A 21,559-nucleotide genomic window follows, 5' to 3' on the forward strand; every position below is an offset into this window, starting at 1 on the left:
TACGATCGAAGTATCGATGTCCTAATCATGCGCTTGCGCCGAAAGCTGGAGGCTGATGCGGCCAACCCTCGCCTGGTCAAAACATCCCGTGGCGCAGGGTACTTCTTCAACGCTGACGTAGATGTTAGCTACGGAGGCACGTTGGCCGCGTGACAGTGAGCTATGCTGGAGATTGGGGTGACGAGGCTGATCAAGCCTTCCAACAGTACCAGCCTGATCAATTACGGCGAGAGCTACCGGTCCGGAGATCGCATCAGCGCCTCTGTCGTCAAGAGAGCTGTTCTGCTTGACGCCAGCCATGGAGCTCAACGCCCCGCGTCGGAGCGCTCCCTGCTTCTGAAGGAAGCCATTAGGTCCGCTCGGGCTTGATCGGAGGCTTGGCTGATGGACGTCGTGGTTGCTTCGCTCAGTTGCCGCCCCATGGCGCGGTTTTGCGGATTATCAGTCCTCTGCCTCTTCGCCGGTCTCAACAGCGCTGTGTAATGTTCATTGTTTATGATGACGCCCCCGCTGTTCACGAGGTTGCTCCTGTCAAGTGTACTCGTCAGTCCGTCCTGGGCCTCACGCTTCTTGCCCAAGTGCCGTTCAAACGGCGCTGGCGCGACTTGTTGAGCTCGAGAGATGGGTCCCTGCTCTCCTGCGTGGCCATGAGCTTGTGCCGCGGTCTGCGCAGCGGCGTCCCCAATGGCACGAGCCTCCATGCCGACTGCGTCTTCCGGACGAGCAGCAAGGGCAATTTCGCGCCCGAGTGCGAACTTCCGGACATGAGTTAGTGCACTGATGTCAGCGGTTTTCATATAGCGCTTGGCATCTTCATCCAGCGACCGCTCGTGAAGCCGATCCGCAATCCCCGGCTTTTTGTTTTCAACCAGGCATTGACTGAAACGTCTAAGAGCAGACCCATAGACCTCAACGGTACGGGGTTTCGGCCCGGTCGGCGCTGCCTCGTACGCTTTGATGAGAGCCGCTGTGTACTCTCTGATGAGCACGGCGTCGGCAGGGTGGGGATTCAGGGCCGGGCGGCCCACCACTGGCGCTCCGCCCGCCCACGTCTTGAGACGACCCAGTGACCCAGCCACGGCCGAGGGGCCGCCACCCCAGATCTCGTACTCCTTGCGATCCCGATCCAGCGACTCCTCGTGAAGCCGATCCGCAATCCCCGGCTTGTTATTTTCAACGAGCCAATGACCAAAGCCGAAAAGAATATCTACATGGCGCTTGACCGTGATCTCCCCGACCTTACCGGCATAGAGTGCTGACCTCAGCCCTTCGACAAGGGTCGCATCGTTGGAATAAAGAGGACCCTTGTCGGGACCGGAGACCACTTTTGGGCGATCTGGCTGCACCGCCGCCGGCACAGAACGAGCATGGTCACGCAACTCGGACGGTGCGGGGGGATTCAGATCAACCACTGACGAATCCGGCGCATGATGATGGCGCGCCGTTGAGTGACCCGGCTGCAGCACCGAGGCACCCAGCATCGACCCACTGCCTCCGGCGTACGGCGCCGCGGCGTGTTCTTGTCCGCTCCCTTGCATCATGGGCTGCGCTTCCCATGGCAATGCACCCACTTGATGGGTGGGGGCCTGCATCAGCACGCGAGCGCCTGAATTGCCGATCTCGCTCAGCTGCGGCTCAGTGGCAACGTCCTGCAGACGACTGTTCGGGGTCCTTTGCCTCTTCGCTGGTCTCAACTCCGCTGTATCATGCTCACGGTTGATGAGGACCTCCTCGCTTGGTAGCTGGTTGCTCCTGTCCTGTGCAGCGATCCGCTCGTCCGGCGCGCGCTGGTCGCCGTCGCGCCAGCTCAGGGGACGAAAGGACCCTGCGGGATCCGAGGCTTGGTGATGGGGCCCAGTTGGCACGAAAGACGATGCCAGAACAGCGTCGTCTTCATTAGCTTTCCCAGGGGGGAGATACTCTGGCCAACTGTATTCCTCCTGCGGCCCGCTGCGCTGCGCAGCGGCGTCCCCCTTGCTCTCAAGACTTTGAAATTTAAATGGGTCCCCGGGAGCAACGTCTGGCGCTGACTGGCCGAGCCGCTTGATCTGCTGGTGAAACGTCCCAACGGGGCTTTCCTTAACCGCGTCTCGGGCCTGTCGGTCCATGAGTTCAAAGTTCGTAAGATTATTTGCCGTTCCGAATGTATTGTCACCCCTGAGGCGGGTTTGTAGTGCCTGCCGATTGACGACGAGGTTGTTGAGGTTCAGGTTATCTGGCTGCGATTGCAATCGCCCAACCAGCGCCCGCGTGCCGTCCACCACGTAGACTCCGCAATCCACCACGTTGCTCTGCTGGGCGATGCGGGATACGCCCACGCGGGTCTCCAGGCTGGCGCCCAGATTTTCTGCGAGCTCTTTTGCAAGCGTGTCATTGCATCCGTTGTAGGAGTCATAATGATAGGCAACCGGCCGTTCCCGGTCGCTGCGATCAACGAACAGCAGCGACCAATGGGTGCCGCGCTCCGCAAGAGTCTTACCGCCATCGCTCACTGGCACGAACAGGAAGTCGGCTGTGTCGTTACCGTTCTGATGGACGATGCGCTGGAATGCGCTTAGCATGACGCTCTCGGAGCCCAAGCGCAGATGATAATTGGCTACGAGGGGATCCACGAACCGCGTCCGGGCGGCGAGATCTGGATTGTTCCCCTGCAACTCCTGCTCCAGGAGTTGGTAATCCCTCTGGATATGTTCGTCGCCTAGCCATTCCAATGCGCCGAGCACCCGCCCGTCTTTAGCTTTCCCAGGGGGCCTCTCTGGCCGACCCAATGCCTCCTGCGGCCCGCTGCGCTGCGCAGCGGCGTCCCCAATGGCACGAGCCTCCATGCCGACTGCGTCTTCCGGACGAGCAGCAAGGGCAATTTCGCGCCCGGGTGCGAACTTCCGGAGATGAGCTAGTGCACTGATCCTCCGGTTACCACCGGAGTTCACATAGCGCTTGGCATCTTCATCCAGCGACCCCTCGTGAAGCCGATCCGCAATCCCCGGCTTTTTGTTTTCATGCAGGTATTCACTGAAACGTATAAGAGTAGATCCATAGACCTGAATGGTACCGCGATTCGGCCCGGTCGCAGGCGCTTCTTTGTACTCTTTGATGAGAGCCGCTGTGTAATCTCTGATGAGCGCGGCGTCGGCAGGGTAGGGATTCCGGACAGGGCGGTCGACCACTGGCGCTCCGCCCGCCAACGTCTTGAGACGACCCAGTGCTCTAGCCACGATCGAGGGGCCACCCCTGCTCTCGTACTCCGAGGGGCCACCCCTGCTCTCGTACTCCTTGCGATCCTGATCCAGCGACGATTCGTCAAGCCGAGCAGCAAATCCCGGCCTGTTATTGTCAAAGAGCCAACGACCAAAGCCGAGAAGAGAATTTACATGGCGCTTGACCGTGCTCTCCTTGACCTTACCCGCGTAAGCTGACCTCAGCCCTTCGACAACGGTCGCATCGTTGGAATAGAGGGGACCCTTGTCGCGACCGGAGACCCCTATTGGAGGATCTGGCTGCACCGCCGCCGGCACAGAACGAGCATGGTCACGCAACTCGGACGGTGCGGGGGGATTCAGATCAACCACTGACGAATCCGGCGCATGATGATGGCGCGCCGTTGAGTGACCCGGCTGCAGCACCGAGGCACCCAGCATCGACCCACTGCCTCCGGCGTACGGCGCCGCGGCGTGTTCTTGTCCGCTCCCTTGCATCATGGGCTGCGCTTCCCATGGCAATGCACCCACTTGATGGGTGGGGGCCTGCATCAGCACGCGAGCGCCTGAATTGCCGATCTCGCTCAGCTGCGGCTCAGTGGCAACGTCCTGCAGACGACTGTTCGGGGTCCTTTGCCTCTTCGCTGGTCTCAACTCCGCTGTATCATGCTCACGGTTGATGAGGACCTCCTCGCTTGGTAGCTGGTTGCTCCTGTCCTGTGCAGCGATCCGCTCGTCCGGCGCGCGCTGGTCGCCGTCGCGCCAGATCAGGGGACGAAAGGACCCTGCGGGATCCGAGGCTTGGTGATGGGGCCCAGTTGGCACGAAAGGCAATGGCAGAACAGCGTCGTCTTCATTAGCTTTCCCAGGGAGCTCGCGCCCGAGTTCGGACTTCCGGAGATGAGCTAGTGCACTGATCCCACCGGAGTTGTTATAGCGCTTGGCATCTTCATCCAGCGACCCCTCGTGAAGCCGAGCCGCAATCCCCGGCTTTTTGTTTTCAACCAGGTATTCACTGAAACGTCTAGGAGCAGATCCATAGGTCTGAATGGTAGCGGGATTCGGCCCGGTCGGCGCTGCCTTGTACTCTTTGATGGGAGCCGCTGTGTAATCTCTGATGAGCGCGGCGTCGGCAGGGTCGGGATTATTCAGGACAGCGGCGCGGTCCAGCACTGGCGCTCCGCCCGCCCACGTCTTGAGATGACCCACTGCTCTAGCCACGTCCGAGGAGCCACTCTTGCTCTCGTACTCCTTGAGATCCGGATCCAGCGACTCCTCGTGAAGCCGAGCAGCAAATCCCGGCCTGTTATTATCAAAGAGCCAACGACCAAAGCCGAGAAGAGAATTTACATGGCGCTTGACCGTGCTCTCCAATGCTGACCTCAGCCCTTCGACAATGGTCGCATCGTTGGAATAGAGAGGACCCTTGTCGCGACCGGAGACCCCTATTGGAGGATCTGGCTGCACCGCCGGCGGCACAGAACGAGCAGGGTCACGCAACTCGGACGGTGCGGGGGGATTCAGATCAACCACTGACGAATCCGGCGCATCATGATGGCGCGCCGTTGAGTGACCCGGCTGCAGCACCGAGGCACCCAGCATCGACCCACTGTCTCCGGCGTAGGGCGCCGCGGCGTGTTCTTGTCCGCTCCCTTGCACCATGAGTTGCGCCTCCCATGGCGATGTATCCACTTGAGGGCCGGGATCATGCACTGGTTCGTCCATTTGCTTTTGCAACCGAGCCCACCTTTCGGCCACCGCGGCCTCGCCAACCGCGGAGGGCGTCTCCTCAGCCCTGGCGAACGCTGGCCCGGCAGGCGCCGCCGGCACAGAACGAGCATGGTCACGCAACTCGAACGGTGCGGGGGGATTCAGATCAACCACTGACGAATCGCGCGCCGTTGAGTGACCCGGCTGCAGCACCGAGGCACCCAGCATCGACCCACTGCCTCCGGCGTAGGGCGCCGCGGCGTGTTCTTGTCCGCTCCCTTGCGTCATGAGTTGCGCCTCCCATGGCGATCGTAGAAGGTCCGCGTGCGGAATCGAGTCGAAATATCCCGACAAATCAGCGTCGACCTTCTGCTTTTGCAACCGAGCCCACCTTTCGGCCACCGCGGCCTCGCCAACCGCGGAGGACGTCTCCTCAGCCCTGGCGAACGCTGGCCCGGCAGGCGCCGGCGGCACAGAACGAGCAGGGTCACGCAACTCGGACGGTGAGGGGGGATTCAGATCAACCACTGACGAATCCGGCGCATGATGATGGCGCGCCGTTGAGTGATCCGGCTGCAGCACCGAGGCCCCCAGCATCGACCCACTGCCTCCGGCGTAGGGCGCCGCGGCGTGTTCTTGTCCGCTCCCTTGCACCATGAGTTGCGCCTCCCATGGCGATGTATCCACTTGAGGGCCGGGATCATGCACTGGTTCGTCCATTTGCTTTTGCAACCGAGCCCACCTTGCGGCCTCCGCGGCCTCGCCAACCGCGGAGGGCGTCTCCTCAGCCCTGGCGAACGCTGGCCCGGCAGGCGCCGCCGGCACAGAACGAGCATGGTCACGCAACTCGAACGGTGCGGGGGGATTCAGATCAACCACTGACGAATCGCGCGCCGTTGAGTGACCCGGCTGCAGCACCGAGGCACCCAGCATCGACCCACTGCCTCCGGTATGCGGTGCCAGGTGCTCGTCCCCCAGCATCATGGGCTGCGCCTCCCATGCCAATGCACCCACTTGATGGGTGGGGGCCTGCATCAGCACGCGAGCGCCTGAATTGCCGATCTCGCTCAGCTGCTTAGCTTTCCCAGGGGGCTTCTCTGGCCGACCCAATGCCTTCTGCGGCCCGCTGTGCTGCGCAGCGGCGTCCCCAATGGCACGAGCCTCCATGCCGACTGCGTCTTCCGGACGAGCAGCAAGGGCAATTTCGCGCCCGAGTGCGGCGTACGGCGGGAACTTCCGGAGATGAGCTAGTGCACTGATCCACCGGTTACCACTGGAGTCCAAATAACGCCTGGCATCTTCATCCAGCGACCCCTCGTAAAGCCGAGCCGCAATCCCGGGCCTGTTGTTTTCATGCAGGTATTGACTGAAACGTCTAAGAGTAGCCGCATAGTCCTGAGTGGTTTTGGGATTCGGCCCGGTCGCAGGCGCTCCCTTGTACTCTTTGATGAGAGCCGCTTTGTACTCTTTGATGAGCACGGCGTCGGCAGGGTCGGGATTCAGGGCAGCGCGGCCCACCATTGGCGCTCCGCCCGCCGACTCTTTGAGACGACCCAGTGCTCTAGCCACGTTCGAGGAGCCACTCTCGCGCTGGTACTCCTTGAGATCCTGATCCAGCAACGGATCGTCAAGCCGAGCAGCAAATCCCGGCTTGTTATTATCAAAGAGCCAACGACCAAAGCCGAGAAGAGAATTTACATGGTCCGTGACCGTGCGCTCCCCGACCTTACCGGCATAGAGTGCTGACCGCAGCCCTTCGACAACGGTCGCATCGTTGGAATAAAGAGGACGCTTGTCGCGACCGGAGACCACTACTGGAGGATCTGGCTGCACCGCCGCCGGCATAGAACGAGCATGGTCACGCAACTCGAACGGTGCGGGGGGATTCAGATCAACCACTGACGAATCCGGCGCATGATGATGGCGTGTTTCCCCGGGAACAACGTCCCGTACGAACACCGAGTCTGGGTTGCCTTGGTCCGGCGCGACTGGAGCCAGGGCTCTGTCGTGCAACGCTCGCGCTGACTGGCCGAGCCGCTTGATCCGCTGGTGAAACGTCCCAACGGGGCTTTCCTTAACCGCGTCTCGCGCCTGTCGGTCCATGAGTTCAAAGTTCGTGAGATAATTTGCCGTTCCAGATGTATCGTCACCCATGAGTCGGGTTTGTAGTGCCTGCCGATTGACGACGAGGTTGTTGAGGTTCAGGTCTGGCAGGTCTGGCTGCCATCTTTGCAATCGCCCAACCAGCGCCCGCGTGCCGTCCACCACGTAGACTCCGCAATCCCACTCGTTGCTCTGCTGGGCGATGCGGGGTAAGTCCACGCGGGTCTCCAGGCTGGCGCCCAGCCTTTCTGCGAGGTGTTTTGCAAGCTTGTCATGCCATCCGCTGACGGAGTCATAATGATAGGCAACCGGCCGTTCCCGGTCGCTGCGATCAACGAACAGCAGCGACCAATGTTTGCCGCGCTCCGCAAGAGTCTTACCGCCATCGCTCACTGGCACGAACAGGAAGTCGGCTGTGTCGTTACCGTTCTGATTATGGACGATGCGCTGGAATGCGCTTAGCTTGTCGCTCTCGGAGCCCAAGCGCAGATGATAATTGGCTACGAGGGGATCCACGAACCGCGTCCGGGCGGCGAGTTCTGGATTGTTCCCCTGCAACTCCTGCTCCAGGAGCTGGTAATCCCTGTGGATATGTTCGTCGCCTAGCAATTGCAATGCGCCGAGCACCCGCCCGCTGGGGTCGCCGAAAACACCAAAAAACCCTTCGACCGCGGGGGACATCCCCTCAGGAAAGAGCTCTGGCGAGGCGGAATTCCCCGCCCGCAAGCTGGGAGGAGCGAATTCCGGTGGCCTCAGTGGCACCTCCTCGCTTGGTAGCAGGTTGCTCCTGTCCTGTGCAGCGATCCGCTCGTCCGGCGCGCGCTGGTCGCCGTCGCGCCAGATCAGGGGACGAAAGGACTCTGCGGGATCCGAGGCTTGGTGATGGTGCCCAGTTGGTACGAAAGACGATGGCAGAACAGCGGCGTCTTCATTAGCTTCCCCAGGGAGCTTCTCTGGCCGACCCAATGCCTTCTGCGGCCCGCTGTGCTGCGCAGCGGCGTCCCCAATGGCACGAGCCTCCATGCCGAGTGCGTCTTCCGGACGAGCAGCAAGGGCAATTTCGCGCCCGAGTGCGGCGGACGGCAGGAACTTCCGGAGTTGAGCTAGTGCAATGATCCTCCGGTCACCACTGGAGGCCTTATAGCGCTTGGCATCTTCATCCAGCGACTCCTCGTGAAGCCGAGCCGCAATCCCCGGCTTGTTGTTTTCAACCAGGTATTCACTGAAACGTCTAAGAGTAGCTCCATAGTCGTGAATGGTTTGGCGATTCGGCCCGGTCGCAGGCGCTCCCTTGTACTCTTTGATGAGAGCCGCTTTGTACTCTTTGATGAGCACGGCGTCGGCAGGGTCGGGATTCAGGACAGCGCGGCCCACCATTGGCACTCCGCCCGCCGACTCTCTGAGACGACGCAGTGCCACAGCCACAGTCGAGGAGCCACCACTGCTCTCGTACTCCTTGAGATCTTCATCCAGCGACTCCTCGTGAAGCCGAGCAGCAAATCCCGGCTTGTTATTTTTAAAGAGCCAACGACCAAAGCCGTAAAGAGAATTTACATGGCGCTTGACCGTTTCCTCCTTGGCCTTACCCGCGTAGAGTGACCTCAGCCCTTCGACAACGGTCGCATCGTTGGAATAAAGAGGACGCTTGCAGCCGCGACCGTCGGAGACCACTACTGGAGGATCTGGCTGCACCGCCGCCGGCACGGGGGAACGAGCATGGTCACGCAACTCGAACGGTGCGGAAGGATTCAGATCACCCACTGACGAATCCGGCGCATGATGATGGCGCGCCGTTGAGTGACCCGGCTGCAGCACCGAGGCACCTAGCATCGACCCACTGCCTCCGGCGTACGGCGCCGCGGCGTGTTCTTGTCCGCTCCCTTGCATCATGGGCTGCGCTTCCCATGGGGCCGCGCCTTCGATGAGGCTCAGGTCTCCGTGAGACGGATGAGGATGGAACGGGTCTGGCAGAGCCGGAACGCCGGGGGCGGGAATTTGGGCAGCGGCTTGGCGCGCCTCGCCCGAGCGCTGCTCAAAGCCCTCTTGCCCGGCCTGTGCCGCTTGCTCTTGAGATGCCGGGGGCTGCACCTGCCGCCAACCTGTTACATTGGATAGGTCAAATTTGTGCCGGTTCACGTTAGCCTCACGTCCACAGATCAGCTGAGCAACCTACTCGGGCATACTTACGAGAAGCTGACGAGGTCCGCGGTCCCGGAGCGGGTAGGCCTAATTTTCTGCGCGCCGATTGCGCTGGCGCGACGTAGCCCGGCCTTTTGCCAGCTCGGCAGCTACGGCTCGCAAAGAGCGTCGTAAGGCTTGCGGAGCCGCCCCTCAGCTCCCGTCGAGGAGCAATCCACAATTCACATATTTGGAGATGGCTCGCTGGTTTACCGGTCTGCGAGCCCTGCAAGCCCATGCTTCAGATGCCGCCAGTGCAGAGGTATTTCATTTCGAGGTAGTCCTCGAGGCAATGGCGGGAACCCTCCCGCCCGATGCCGGACTGCTTCACTCGGCCGAAAGGCGCGGCTTCCGACGACATGCGTCCCGTGTTCATACCACTATGCCATATTCCAAGGCCTCGGCGACACGCCAAACACGCTTCCGTTTGAGGCACAAATGTGGGGGAAGGCCGTAGATCGTGTCGTTGGCCTCATGCACGACCTATCCGCATCGTCGAAGCAATCACAGGCGCCAGCCGCCCGAATGTCTCTTTCTTGCGCGATGGTCATCTCGCTGGAGACCGGACCGATAGTTCGACGTGCCATTCGCGCGATGCGTTTGCCCCCGCATCGATTCTGCGGCCTTTCGCGACGGCATGGGATTCGATTTTGGCCAGAGCCTGCCTGTCGATCAGCGCACCGATCGCCACTCCGGAGCAAAGCCCTCGCCAACGATAAGTGGCGGACTTTCTCCACGAACTCTCGACAAACACCTTCGTGAACGCCTGACTGGACGGGGGTAGCCATGCCGAACAGGTCGCATAACCACGCCATCGTTCGGCGACTGCAGCCGCGAAGCGTCTCGAACACATCGGCTCGATGCGGTTGCGTCCAGAATGCATCAGCGAGCGGCGGGAGTCTTCGCTATATTCGCCCCCGACATCCCGAAGTCCACCAGCTTGCCTGCCAAAAAGGGGTGTTGCATGAATAAACCCGCTTTCGTCGCCGTCAGCCGCGTGCCCAGGAAGGACGACAGTCTCCATAGCAAGAATGCGAGATGATCATCGTATTCAGCGGCAGCGTGCCGGCGAAATTGGGTGTTCGGCAAGCCAAATAGCGCGATGCAGAAGGATGGTGAGGATTTCGCGTCCGCCACTGCGATGCATAGAGCCACCCTTCGCAACCGACCAGCGCAACAAAGCTCGTTATGCGGCGCGTAGGTTCGTAGACGCTTATCCAGTATCGAGATAACAAGGCCGCTGCGCAGGAACGAACTCTGAGAGCGCACCCTGCGAGAGGTTGCGCTTGCTGACGCGGCTGTGGAAGAAGCAGGGGCTCGCGCCGAAGCGCATGATCACCGACTAGCTTCGCTCGTATGGAGCGGCAAAGCGACAGATGATGCCGGACGTCGAGCACCGGTCGCACAAGGGGTTGAACAACAGAGCGGAGAATTCCCATGTGCCGCCGCGAAAACGGGAGCGGATGATGCAGGGGTCCGATCGCCGGGAGGCCTGCAACGCTTCGTCTCGACCTTGTCAGCCCTCCGCAACCTCTTCGTCCCCCGCCCCAAACGTTCTGCTCTCGCCATACATGTTCATCGCTTGCAAGCCATCGCCGAATGGAAGGCCGTGACTGGAACGCCCGCAACAATGGATTGCTAACGGCGAACTCATGCTGGTCGGCAAGGCGATACTGGCTGGAGCATCAACTCGGCCGACGAGAGTGGCCACACCATCCTAGACAGGATCGGCCGATATGCCCGGCATCGCCGCTCTGCAAAAAGCACAGCGGGCATCCAGACGTTGCCGGGTTGACTATGGGTGTCCGAACCGCGAAAAGAGGCCGCTCTTTATGAGTGGCGTGCGCTGGCAGTCTAACCCCAAGCCCCCCGCCCGGGCTGCCGGCGCGCTTCTAGGAACATCGAGGTAGATGACGAGACTCCGAACTACATTTCCAAAGCTATCGGTGGATTCACATTTCAAGCCCAATCGATTTCCTACAGCCAGGCGCGAACGTTCGATTGGAACATTCAGAATTCACATCAAGGTGCACCGCTATTGCGTCCCGAACAGGTTCGGCTGCTCGATGACGACTACGAGATTGTTCTCATCAAAGGTCTGCCACCATTAAAATTGAGGAAGGTGCGATATTTTTCGGATCGCATTCTGAAACGCATCTTTGAAAGCCAGACAGGCGCCCTCCCGGAGCCGGCGCCCTTGACGGGAGCAGAGGAGGCGCTCTCCGCAGAATCTCAACTCGATGACCCGCTGTGTGAATTGGCGCAGGACTTTGACGATACAGTTTGATGTGAGGCTAGTATGAACCCGCGAAATAGTAATCCATCCCGTGTAACAGCTTTGTCGCAGGTGCAGGACGCCGGCTTGGAAGACGGGCAAGCGGTCCAGGCCCGGCGAGTGGGCTTTGAGCAGCACGTGTCCGAGGCGCTCCGGCCGCTGTTCGATGGTCGAGCTGACGAGCCGCCTACCGGTCCAGAGGAGCTTCTGCGACTGGAAAAGGGGTTTCGCGAGGTGCTTCAGCGAGGGCAGGATCATCAAGCCGCCTCGTCTTTTTTCAGCGATCCAAGAATGCCCGCTGGACGGGATGACCCCAAGGGAAGCGTGTCGGACGCTTTCGCAGCAGCCGGCTCTAGGCACGCCGTAGTTGAGGCCGCCGCCCCGCCAGTGTTAGCTGCCAGCCAACAGCAGATCCGGCCCTCGCCAGTTGCGTTTGACCGGCCGGTATCATCCTCGGCTGCTGCAGGCGTGCGCTTGTATGCCCCTTCGATGATCTCTCGGAAGACCAGTTCCGAAAACTGCGATCAGTTGCCCGCCTTGTGCTGCCGCCTCGCCGTCGAGGTCGAAACGCCCGCGAATCAATGGAAGGTCAGCGGGCCATGGGGGCAGAGTGCAACGGTGTCTACACCGCCTGTTTGAGGGGAGAGGTACACTTGGCTTTCCTGTTCCAGCAGCATCCGGCCGCACACCGACGCGATGGGGAGCTAGAATTCAACTCGGACCTTCGCAAGGCACGCACCGCGGCTCAAACGCCGTTCGTTTGGGAAAAATGGCTCAGTACCGACAAAGCTTCTGTAATGGCCCTAGTGGCCTCGGTTGCGCTCTTGGTCGCGATACAGTGGCAAGACCCCCAGATCAACGAGGCGGTCCTAAGCGAACTGCGGACGATTCAGATCAACTACGCATTGCTCCAGCGAGACGTCGCCCGCGCCGACATGGTATTGGACTTCCGTTCCGTTGCTTCTACCGGGCAAGCATTAAAAAGGAACCTTCAAAACTACCAACGCCTTGTTGAGATTTCGCCCAATGAGAGCTCCGGGGTGCACTCCAGGTTGGTTGCACAGCTCAAAAAGTCCCTCGAAAACACAGAAGCTGCCATCTCGAACTCGGCCGCGCAAAATGAGCTTCTGCAAAGCTCTCTCGTACGCTTTGCTCGCTCGGCTAATCGCCTTTGGGGGGGAGTGTCGAACAGGCCTGAATTTTCCAATCTGATCCTTCAATTTTCGGCCAGACCGGGATTCAGCCTCGCATTACAAATCGATCAGTCTCTCCGCCGACTTCCTCCTAGCCAGGACCAAGTCACGGAGGATGTTGCCCGCGAGGGCCGCGCTATCCTGTCCTCAATGTTGAGGTTGGACCGCGCTGTCAATCGGATCCCATCCTTCGACACGTTCGCCAAGGCTGCCGAATTGGAGCGAGAACATCTGAAAGCCTACAGCTTCGCCAGCGCGCAAGCGCAGCGTACACGGCTTTTCTTTGGCTTGGTGTCCATATGCCTCTGCTTGTTTGCGACCATTCGAGCCTCCACGCTGCATGTGCGGACGAACCGGTTGGAAAGGCGGTTAGAGCTTGAAGCGGCGATGAGTGAGATCGAAGCTTGTTTCATCGACAGTCAAGCAACGAAGGCTTCGCGGCGCTTCTCCACCGAAGCGGCGCTTAGACTCATTCAATGCGTTTTCGATGCGGATCAATGCGCGCTTGCTCTGGTGGATCCGAGTATCAGCAGGAATACCGAGTACTTTGTCGCGAACAAGCGCATGCGCGTCTGCAACGCCACGCTAATCCATGAAGTCGTCTCACTTGTACACCCGGAACAGCCAGTGTTTCGCGTCGTTCCGGCGTCGGAAGTGGTTCGGACTGCCGTAGGCACTACCGGTGTTTGTCAAATTGTTGGTTGCCGGGCCTCCGATCAGCAGGCTGCGGTTTGTATCCTTGTTTTTGAAGGAGATCGCTCACCACCCTCCACAGACGACCTCCTGGTTCTGGCGAGCGCTACTGTGCGTTTAGGCAACCATCTTGAAATGCAACGTGTACACACGGAACGTAACCTTTTTGAGAGTCGATGGGAGCATGCGGAAAGGCTGACGGCTGTCGGCACAATCGCAAGCGGCGTTACACATGAATTCAATAATGTTCTAGGAGCAATAGTCGGCTACGCAGAGATGGCTAAAGGTCTTGTGCGTCGCCCCTCGAGAATTCGGGGCCACATCGGCCAAATTATCTTGGCCAGCAACCGAGCCAAACTGATTATTGATCAAATTTTGTCACTAAGCCGAAATCGGAAGCGCGTGACGATGCCTTTCGACGTCTCGGAGAGTGTAATGGATCTCGCGCCATTGCTGCGGGTTACACTTCGTGCGGATGTTCAGTTGAACTTCAAGATCAACGAGTGGCAAACGGTGATCGAGGGCAGCCCGACCGAGATACAGCAGATCCTTATGAATCTATGCAAGAACGCGTCGGAGGCTCTCTTGAATGAGGGCCGTGTCGAGATTAGCGTTTCTCGCGCTCACGTCTGTCAAACGAAGCCCGTGGCTAAGGGCACCTTGAAACCGGGAGATTACGTTCTCCTCTCCATCAGCGACGATGGCCAAGGAATCGCAAGTTCGGTGCTTCCGCATATCTTTGAGCCCTTTTTTACCACGCGCTCTCGCGTCGGCGGGACCGGACTGGGTCTTGCTGCAGTGGACCGCCATGTGAGCGCGCTCGCAGGATGCCTTGACGTCACCTCGGCTGTTGGCCGAGGTACACGCTTCGATCTCTACTTACCGGCCTGCGCTGAGGAGCAGGTCAGAGCTGATAGCGCTTTCGGCCCATGCGATGGATCACTTGGCAACGGAGAAATCATTGCAGTCGTTGACCCCGATCCAGCAGCGTTGGAGATCTACAAGGATAAGATCGCCGCGCTGGGTTATAAGCCGGTCGGCTTCGCGACCTTCGAGAGTCTTTGCGACTGGATCGAGAGCGGGAAGGCAGCCGACCTCCTAATTTTCGATAAAGCGACTTTCCTCGGGCCAGGACAGCCCGAAGCTCTACGTACCACCCTGATGACGGTGCCCATCATCGTCGTTGGTGGAAGCGACCCCATGCCGATCACATCTGGTAATCAGACCTTCGTCCTTTGGCTAGCCAAACCGGTCTCGTCCAGGACGATGGAGCATGCAATTCGTAGGATGATAATGGCATGATGCCGCCGACGCGCTCAGGATACCGAGCTACCGAGGCAGTCGGAGGCGGAGCCGGCTGGGATCCAGCAAATACAAGAGCGTCGGACGATCTCTGCGCACCCGGCTCATGGCGAGTTCCCCTCGAACACCGTCGTCGGCTCCGCCCAAGGAAGGGCTCCCCGACCACGGCAAACCTGCCGCCGTGCTCGTGACCGTCAAGGACAAGTCGCCGCGCGATGGGGTCTGCGGGCCTCCATCCTTGACAAGTCACTGCGCGCTGGCGGCGACAGGCAACGGGTAATATAAGGTCGGGACGAGGAGATGGTCGCCAATCGGTCACGCAAGATGGTTGACGAAATGACTCGAGAGCAAAGCTTGACAATCATCGCCCCATTCACGCCAGACTTCTCCTGTGCGTTCATCATCGGCTACGGCTCCTCGCTGCCCCGACAAGGCTATCGCCGCCCGGCCGGGCAAGCGATATCCCAGGTTCCGACGTGTTCCTTTCATGCTAGATTGACCTAGGCCCCGGCAGGGCGGGAGCATGAGGCTGGGTTCTCGGTCGCGGATCTGTGAGGCAAGCACGGGGTAAGCGACGGCTCGACCCACCATTGGGAAGGCCGGCTTCGGCACGGAGGTGCGGCCTCGGCGTTGAGAGGCATCGGATCGGGTGTAGCAGGACTTTCGAACTAACTGCCGACAACACACTGGATAGGCTGTTCTCGTCGTTCGGTCCAGTTCACCAACGCCTATGTCGACATTTTACGGCGCTTCACTACTAACCGGGCACCGCACGATGGCAGCTCGTTCTCTCCGGCAAAAGATACCCCCTGTGTTAGCTTCCGTGTGTCTGCTTGCCCTCACCTGCGGGATACGTAACGCCATCCCTAAAAGCATCGAATGCGGCAGCGACAGCGCGAATCCCAAAGCGATGCTCCCGCCGTACGCGGACAAAACCGTTTTCGAAGTCCACTATTCCGTCCTTGGCCAGCATCGCCAAACGCTCATCTGAACCGCGAAGACGGATCGGATCAGATCCGTGGGCGACACAGATTGCCGGCACGTCAGCCTCGAAATCGCACATTAATCGCTCGATAATTGCGGCTCGCACGCGGTCGTCGTCTGTGAGGCGATGGCCCTTCGATGTAGCCAGTCGGCCAGCTGCGATGTGCTGGATGTAGGAATCCCGTGTAACTTCGTTTTGAACGTATCCCTGGCCGGTGCGGCCGATAGCCGACGCGCCGAAACCGATCAGGGTTCTGCAGGTGTCAGCCGAGTAGCCCAACGAGTTACGTCGCAGGCGACCTGTTTCCTGTGCCAGCGCGAGCTCGTCGTCCGGCAAGGCGAAATGGTCGAGCCCGATCTGTCGGTAGCCGGCGGCAATCAGCCTCACGGCGACAGCCGCATACTGTTCAGCGCGGGCAGCGCTGTCGGGAAGAAATTCCGCCTCGATGGGAGGCGCTGGTTCTTTATTTGGGATGGGATATGCGAGTAGCCGAACAAGGCAAGCCGGTCGGGGCGCATGGCGACCGCTGCCCTCGCCGTCTCGACCCACGACACCACCGTTTGACGCGGCAGGCGTCCCATGGTGATAACAAACCACCTTGCCGCTGAGCTCGCCTGTGTCTTTGCGTTATGCCAGTCCGTTCCGCTTAGATGTCTTGGCTGTTCCCGCCGAGACCTCACGCGCACCGTTTTATTCCCACCATCCCTCCCCGTCAGCTCCGCCTGGGAAATTCTGCCAGCTTGCCGGATCCGACGAGATAATGCAGCGCTGGGACGGACTTTGCTCGCCAGCTAGCGACCGTGGTGATCTCTGCCAAAAGGACGAGGCCATGAACGCGATCGGCGCTAACGGTGGCGGTTTGTATAAGCCTTGGGGTGGGAACTGGGCCTTCTATGCTGGCGCCACATACAAGCTCAACGAGACAACTTCGTTCTACCTTCGGCTCTCCCGGTGACCAGCTCTCAGTAGCGTCGCGGCAAACGTTGCCTATGGGCTTCTTTTCGATTTCACAGCTACGGCGACTCCAAACTCAGCAGTCGGCAAGATGGAAGCTTCCAACGGGAACTGCCCAATGCGAACAAGAAGAGCAGTGTCGGCAGTAATCCTGCGCCTCGAACGCTCATCCTCGCCGTGAAGCGTAGAGCTCCGAGGTTGAGCAGACCAAGCCCGCAACACGCTCTAAAAAAACGGCGCATACAAGCCATCCGAGATTGCAGCCTAGCCTCGGGGCCGGACGTTGTTTCATATCAGACCGGTGGGGATGAAGCCTGCCATCCAGCACCCGGTCAGTTTCAGGTCAAACTTGAACTCCCAGTCGGGTCAGAACGCGATCAACTGGCAGTCCGACGCACTTAAAAATGACAAATGGATCGCCTGCTTTTGGGCCATCCATGGGGAATTCGGGCGCGAGAGAACAAGCTCACACAGCATAAGCGAAGCTCCAGGCGAATCTTGCGCTGGCCGAGGCAGAACCATGTTTAAAGCTGCCTGTTTTCCACCTCGAACCTGTCTGAGTCCGGCCGATCGTCATAGATCGGCCAAAGCATCGGCCAGATGGCTCCCCCAATTACGGTTTGTGCGTAGTTGTCAGTACGATAGGCCTGCCGAACATCGGCCATGATCATCATCGGCAGCATCGATTTGTGTCCAAGCCTGGCGACGTCGGCTGTTTTGGGCAAAAGCCTGCACTCGCGTACCGCAGCCAACCTCGCCCCATCTCGTGCGCAACATGAACACCTACTACAGCAACCTGATCGAAGGCCACGATACGCGCCCGCGCGACATCGAACGGGCGCTGGTCGGAATTTCGATCGAGACGAGAACCGCCGCAATCTGCAGCTCGAGGCGGCCGCGCACGTTCGCGTGCAAGCCGAGATCGACCGCCTGGCTGCCGATGGGCAGTTGCCGGAACCGGCATCGGTAGGTTTTCTTCGATGGCTGCATGCGGAATTCTACCGCGATGCGGAATCGCCCATGCTGACCATCAAGGGTTCCGGCCGTGAGTTCGTCATGGCGCCAGGTGAGTGGCGATCGAAGCCAGAGCATGACGTCGCCATCGGCCGGCATGAACCGCCTTCGAGCGATCGCGTCAACGATTTCATGCAATACTTTGCCATGCGTTATCGCTTCGATAAGCTGGGCAAGGCCGGACGCATCCTGACCATTCCTGCCGCGCATCACCGCTTCAACTACATTCACCCGTTTCCGGACGGCAACGGACGCGTCAGCCGATTGATGAGCCACGCCATGGCCCTCAGGCCGGGGTCGCCGCGCACGGGCTGTGGTCGATCTCACGAGGCTTGGCACGTGGCGTGAAAAGCCGAACGGATTACAAGAGCATGATGGATCATGCCGATATGCCCCGCCAGGGTGATCTCGACGGACGTGGCAACCTCTCCGAACGCGCACTCGGCGATTTTACCTTATGGTTCCTGCAGGCGTGTATCGATCAGGTGAGCTTCATGACCGGACTGTTCGATCTCGACACGTTGGCCAAGCGGCTGTATCGGCATGTGGAGCGCAGTGGTCTGAAGCCCGAAGCCGGCCGCCTCGTGGAGGAAGCGCTCACGCGCGGTGAGTTTGACCGCGGCGAGGCATCCCGTATTAGCGGACTACCCGAACGTACGGCGCGTCGAGTGTTCAATGACGTAATCGCGCTCGGACTATTGGCGTCGGAAACGCCAAAGGGCCCAGTGTCCCTACGCTTTCCGGCGGACGCTCTGGACGCGCTGTTTCCGAAGCTTTTTCCGGAAACGTAAGAGCATAGGGCGCTCACGATCTTAGGTCACTTCTCCTCGGAACCGGAAAGATTTTCACCGGATCACCCGCGGGTTCGTCATTCCGCGTTCTGAGACGCGGGAAAAGCCGGCCCACTAGAGCCGAGGCCGCCGATGCAGACATATTTGGTGTCGAGGTAATCCTCGATGCCCTGATGTCCGCCTTCCTTGCCGAGGCCGGATTCCTTGACGCCGCCGAAGGGTGCCTCCGGCGTGGTGATGAGGCCTTCATTGACGCCGACCATGCCGTATTTCAGCCCTTCCATGACGCGGAAGGCGCGGCCGAGATCGCCGGTGTAGAAATAGCAGGCGAGGCCGAATTCGGTGTCGTTGGCGAGCGCTATCGCTTCCTCTTCGGTCTCGAACTTGAACACCGGGGCGACCGGCCCAAAGATCTCTTCCTTCATGAAGCGCATATTGGGTGTCGCGTTGGCGATGACGGTCGGCTGGAAGAACGAGCCGCCGAGCGCATGGCGCTTGCCGCCGGCAACGATCTTGCCGCCCCTGGATGTGGCGTCGGCGATCAGTTCTTCGACCTTCTCGACCGCCTTCTCGTCGATCAGCGGCCCCTGCTGCACGCCGTCCTCGAGGCCGGAGCCGACCTTCAGCCCATTGCTGGCGGCAGCGAGCTTCTCGACGAACTTGTCATAGACACCAGCCTGGACAAGGAAGCGGTTGGTGCAGACGCAGGTCTGGCCGGAATTGCGATACTTGGCGGTGATCGCACCGGCGACCGCACGCTCGAGGTCGGTGTCATCGAAGACAATGAACGGCGCGTTGCCACCGAGTTCCATCGACACTTTCTTGACGGTGACCGACGACTTCTGGATGAGAAGCTTGCCGACTTCCGTCGATCCGGTGAAGGTGATCTTCGACACCAGCGGATTGGCGCAGATCTCGTCGCCGATCTCGCTTGCCGAACCGGTCAGGATGTTGACGACGCCCTTGGGGAAGCCGACCTCCTCTGCGAGCGCACCCCAGGCGAGGCCCGAATATGGCGTCTGCGAGGCCGGCTTGACCACTGCGGTGCAGCCGGCGGCGAGCGCCGGGCCGAGCTTGCGGGCCAGCATCGAGGACGGGAAATTCCACGGCGTGATGGCGGCGATGACGCCGACCGGTTCCTTGGTCACCAGGATACGGCGATCCGCCCACGGCGACGGCACCACGTCGCCATAGGTGCGGCGGCCTTCCTCGGCGAACCACAATATGTAGGCCGCGGCAGAGCCAATCTCGCCCTTCGATTCGAACAGCGACTTGCCCTGCTCGATGGTCAGCAGTTTGGCCAGCACGTCCTGATTGTCCATCATCGCGTCGTGCAGCTTGCGCAGCAGCTTCGAGCGCTCGAGCGCGGTCGTCTTGCGCCAGGTCTTGAAAGCTTCCGCGGCGGCTTCGATGGCGCGGCGGGTCTCGGCTTTGCCCGACTTCGGCACGGTGCCGATCTTGAGACCGGTGGCCGGGTTGTTGACGTCGACCGTCTGGCCGCTGTCGGCCTGCACCCATTCGCCGTTGATGAGATTGGCCTGGCGCATGAAATGGCTGGTTTTCTGAAGCATGGTCTGGCCTCCGTTCGGATAAGACAATCAGGATCCTGTATGCTGGCTGCGGCTCGCGCTTGCCCAAGCGCCTTTCGCGCGGCCGGCCCCTCCAGCGACGTCTCGCCGCACGCCGGGCGGGTTCATGCCGACTGGTCAGTCCGCGCATGGGCCGCCGCGGTCTCATCAAGAGCCGCGCGAATGCCATCAACCATGTAATCGATCTCTTTAGGGGCGATGACGTAGGGCGGGCAGATTGCCAGCACGTCGCCCATGTTGCGGATCATGACTCCGTGCTCGCGGCACCGCCGCTCGACATCGGTGCCAATTCGCAGCTCCGGCGCAAAGGCGCGACGGGTGGCGCGATCCTCGACGATCTGGATCCCCGCTATAAAACCGCGGCCGCGGACCTCGCCGACCAGTGTATGGTCGTTGAGCGCGTCCGCGAGCGCTGCATGCAGATAATCGCCGAGACGGCGCGCCTGGCTCACGAGATCGATCTCGCGGTAGATCCTGATCGCCTCGGCGGCGACGGCGGCTGTCACCGGATGGCCGGAATAGGTGAAACCGTGGCCGAACACGCCGACCTTGTGGGCCTCGTCGGCGACGCACTGGTAGACCTTGTCGGAGATAATGACGCCGCCAATGGGCAGATGACCGGATGAAAGCCCCTTGGCGACCGACAGCATGTCCGGTTCCATGCCAAAAGTCTGGCTGCCGAACCAATTTCCGGTGCGTCCGAAACCGCAGACCACCTCGTCGGCCAGCATCAGAATGTCGTATTTGCGCAGCACCGCCTGAACCTTTGGAAAATAATTCTCCGGCGGTACCAGCACGCCGCCGGCGCCCATGACTGGCTCTGCGATCATCGCGGCAATCGTCTCTGGCCCCTCCGCCAGGATCAGGGCCTCGAGTTCCTGGGCCAGGCGCGTGGCGTAGTCATGCTCCGCCTCGCCCGGCAGACCGTCGAGATAGTGGAACGGCCGCGCGGCGAATATGACGGGAAGCGGCGGCAGGTTGAAGGACTTGTGCATGTGCGGCAGCCCACTCAGCGCCGCGCCCATGATCGTACTGCCGTGGAAGGCGCCAAACCTGCTGATGATCTTGCGTTTCTCCGGACGTCCCCGCGCGGCCTGGTAATACCAGGCGAGCTTGACCATCGTGTCATTGGCTTCCGAACCGGAGCCGACCAGAAAGACGCGCGCGTGGTCGAACGGCGCCAACGCGGTAAGCTGTTCAACGAGTTCGACGGTGGGCTCATTCGAGCGGTGATTGAAGGTGTGATAGACGGCGAGCTTGCGCATCTGGCGGTCAGCAGCGGCGGCCAGCCGGCTGTCGCTGAAGCCGAGCGAGGCACACCAGAGTCCGCCCATGCCCTCGATATAGCGGTTGCCCGCGTCATCCGTGACGGTCGCGCCTTCGCCGGCCACGATCGTCAACGGACCATGATCCTCATGCAGGCGTGGATCCGTTTGGGAATGAAAGTGCCTGGCCATGTCCAGCACGCGCGATTCGTTGTTCATCAAAATTCTCCTTGCGACCAGATAGGCGGTTGCTTCGGCGAGGAATATCTTATAACTTATAAGTTGTCGAGAAAAAATGATCCTGAGAGTG

General features: G+C 60.4%; 7 protein-coding genes and 4 pseudogenes. 6 read left to right on the top strand and 5 right to left on the bottom strand.

Going from position 1 to position 21,559, the window contains the following annotated elements:
• Positions 1 to 153: winged helix-turn-helix domain-containing protein (locus NKJ11_RS18905; RefSeq protein ID WP_352794073.1), on the top strand; the 153-nt coding region annotated here is incomplete at its 5' end.
• Positions 154 to 305: 152 nt separating this feature from the next.
• Here NKJ11_RS18905 and NKJ11_RS18910 read toward each other — a convergent pair.
• Together NKJ11_RS18910 and NKJ11_RS33855 are read right to left on the bottom strand one after the other, a co-directional pair.
• Complete coding sequence (locus NKJ11_RS18910; RefSeq protein WP_352793949.1) at positions 306 to 9,146, bottom strand: Ulp1 family isopeptidase; 8,841 nt, start codon at positions 9,144 to 9,146, stop codon at positions 306 to 308.
• A gap of 283 nt (positions 9,147 to 9,429) precedes the next feature.
• A pseudogene (locus NKJ11_RS33855) lies at positions 9,430 to 9,964 on the bottom strand (aldehyde dehydrogenase family protein); the annotation flags it as partial.
• Between the two features lie 507 nt (positions 9,965 to 10,471).
• On the opposite strand from NKJ11_RS33855, the pseudogene NKJ11_RS18920 reads away from it, so the two are divergent.
• From NKJ11_RS18920 to NKJ11_RS18930, 3 genes and pseudogenes are all read left to right on the top strand, one after another.
• A pseudogene (locus tag NKJ11_RS18920) lies at positions 10,472 to 10,830 on the top strand (DDE-type integrase/transposase/recombinase); the annotation flags it as partial.
• 267 nt (positions 10,831 to 11,097) lie between these two features.
• Positions 11,098 to 11,475: pseudogene (locus tag NKJ11_RS18925) on the top strand (type IV secretory system conjugative DNA transfer family protein); the annotation flags it as partial.
• 641 nt (positions 11,476 to 12,116) lie between these two features.
• Positions 12,117 to 14,651, top strand: coding sequence for a two-component system VirA-like sensor kinase (locus tag NKJ11_RS18930; RefSeq protein ID WP_352793951.1), 2,535 nt, complete (start codon positions 12,117 to 12,119; stop codon positions 14,649 to 14,651).
• Between the two features lie 814 nt (positions 14,652 to 15,465).
• On the opposite strand, the pseudogene NKJ11_RS18935 reads toward NKJ11_RS18930, so the two are convergent.
• A pseudogene (locus NKJ11_RS18935) lies at positions 15,466 to 16,208 on the bottom strand (oxygen-independent coproporphyrinogen III oxidase); the annotation flags it as partial.
• A 1,045-nt stretch (positions 16,209 to 17,253) separates the two neighbouring features.
• Between NKJ11_RS18935 and NKJ11_RS18940 the strand changes: the two are divergent.
• Entirely contained in the window at positions 17,254 to 17,952 is a 699-nt protein-coding gene (locus NKJ11_RS18940) for a Fic family protein (protein ID WP_352793953.1), read from the top strand.
• Between the two features lie 23 nt (positions 17,953 to 17,975).
• Positions 17,976 to 18,395, top strand: a complete 420-nt coding sequence (locus NKJ11_RS18945) for a Fic family protein (protein WP_023737287.1) — start codon at positions 17,976 to 17,978, stop codon at positions 18,393 to 18,395.
• 77 nt (positions 18,396 to 18,472) lie between these two features.
• Here NKJ11_RS18945 and NKJ11_RS18950 read toward each other — a convergent pair whose 3' ends face one another.
• Both NKJ11_RS18950 and NKJ11_RS18955 read right to left on the bottom strand, forming a co-directional pair.
• A complete protein-coding gene (locus NKJ11_RS18950; RefSeq protein ID WP_352793955.1) occupies positions 18,473 to 19,966 on the bottom strand; it encodes an NAD-dependent succinate-semialdehyde dehydrogenase in 1,494 nt (497 codons plus the stop codon).
• A gap of 122 nt (positions 19,967 to 20,088) precedes the next feature.
• Positions 20,089 to 21,468 (bottom strand): aminotransferase, encoded by a 1,380-nt coding sequence (locus tag NKJ11_RS18955; protein ID WP_352793957.1) that lies wholly within the window; start codon positions 21,466 to 21,468, stop codon positions 20,089 to 20,091.
• Positions 21,469 to 21,559: the final 91 nt, after the last annotated feature.

The organism is Mesorhizobium sp. M0243 (assembly GCF_040321775.1).
Taxonomy (GTDB): domain Bacteria; phylum Pseudomonadota; class Alphaproteobacteria; order Rhizobiales; family Rhizobiaceae; genus Mesorhizobium.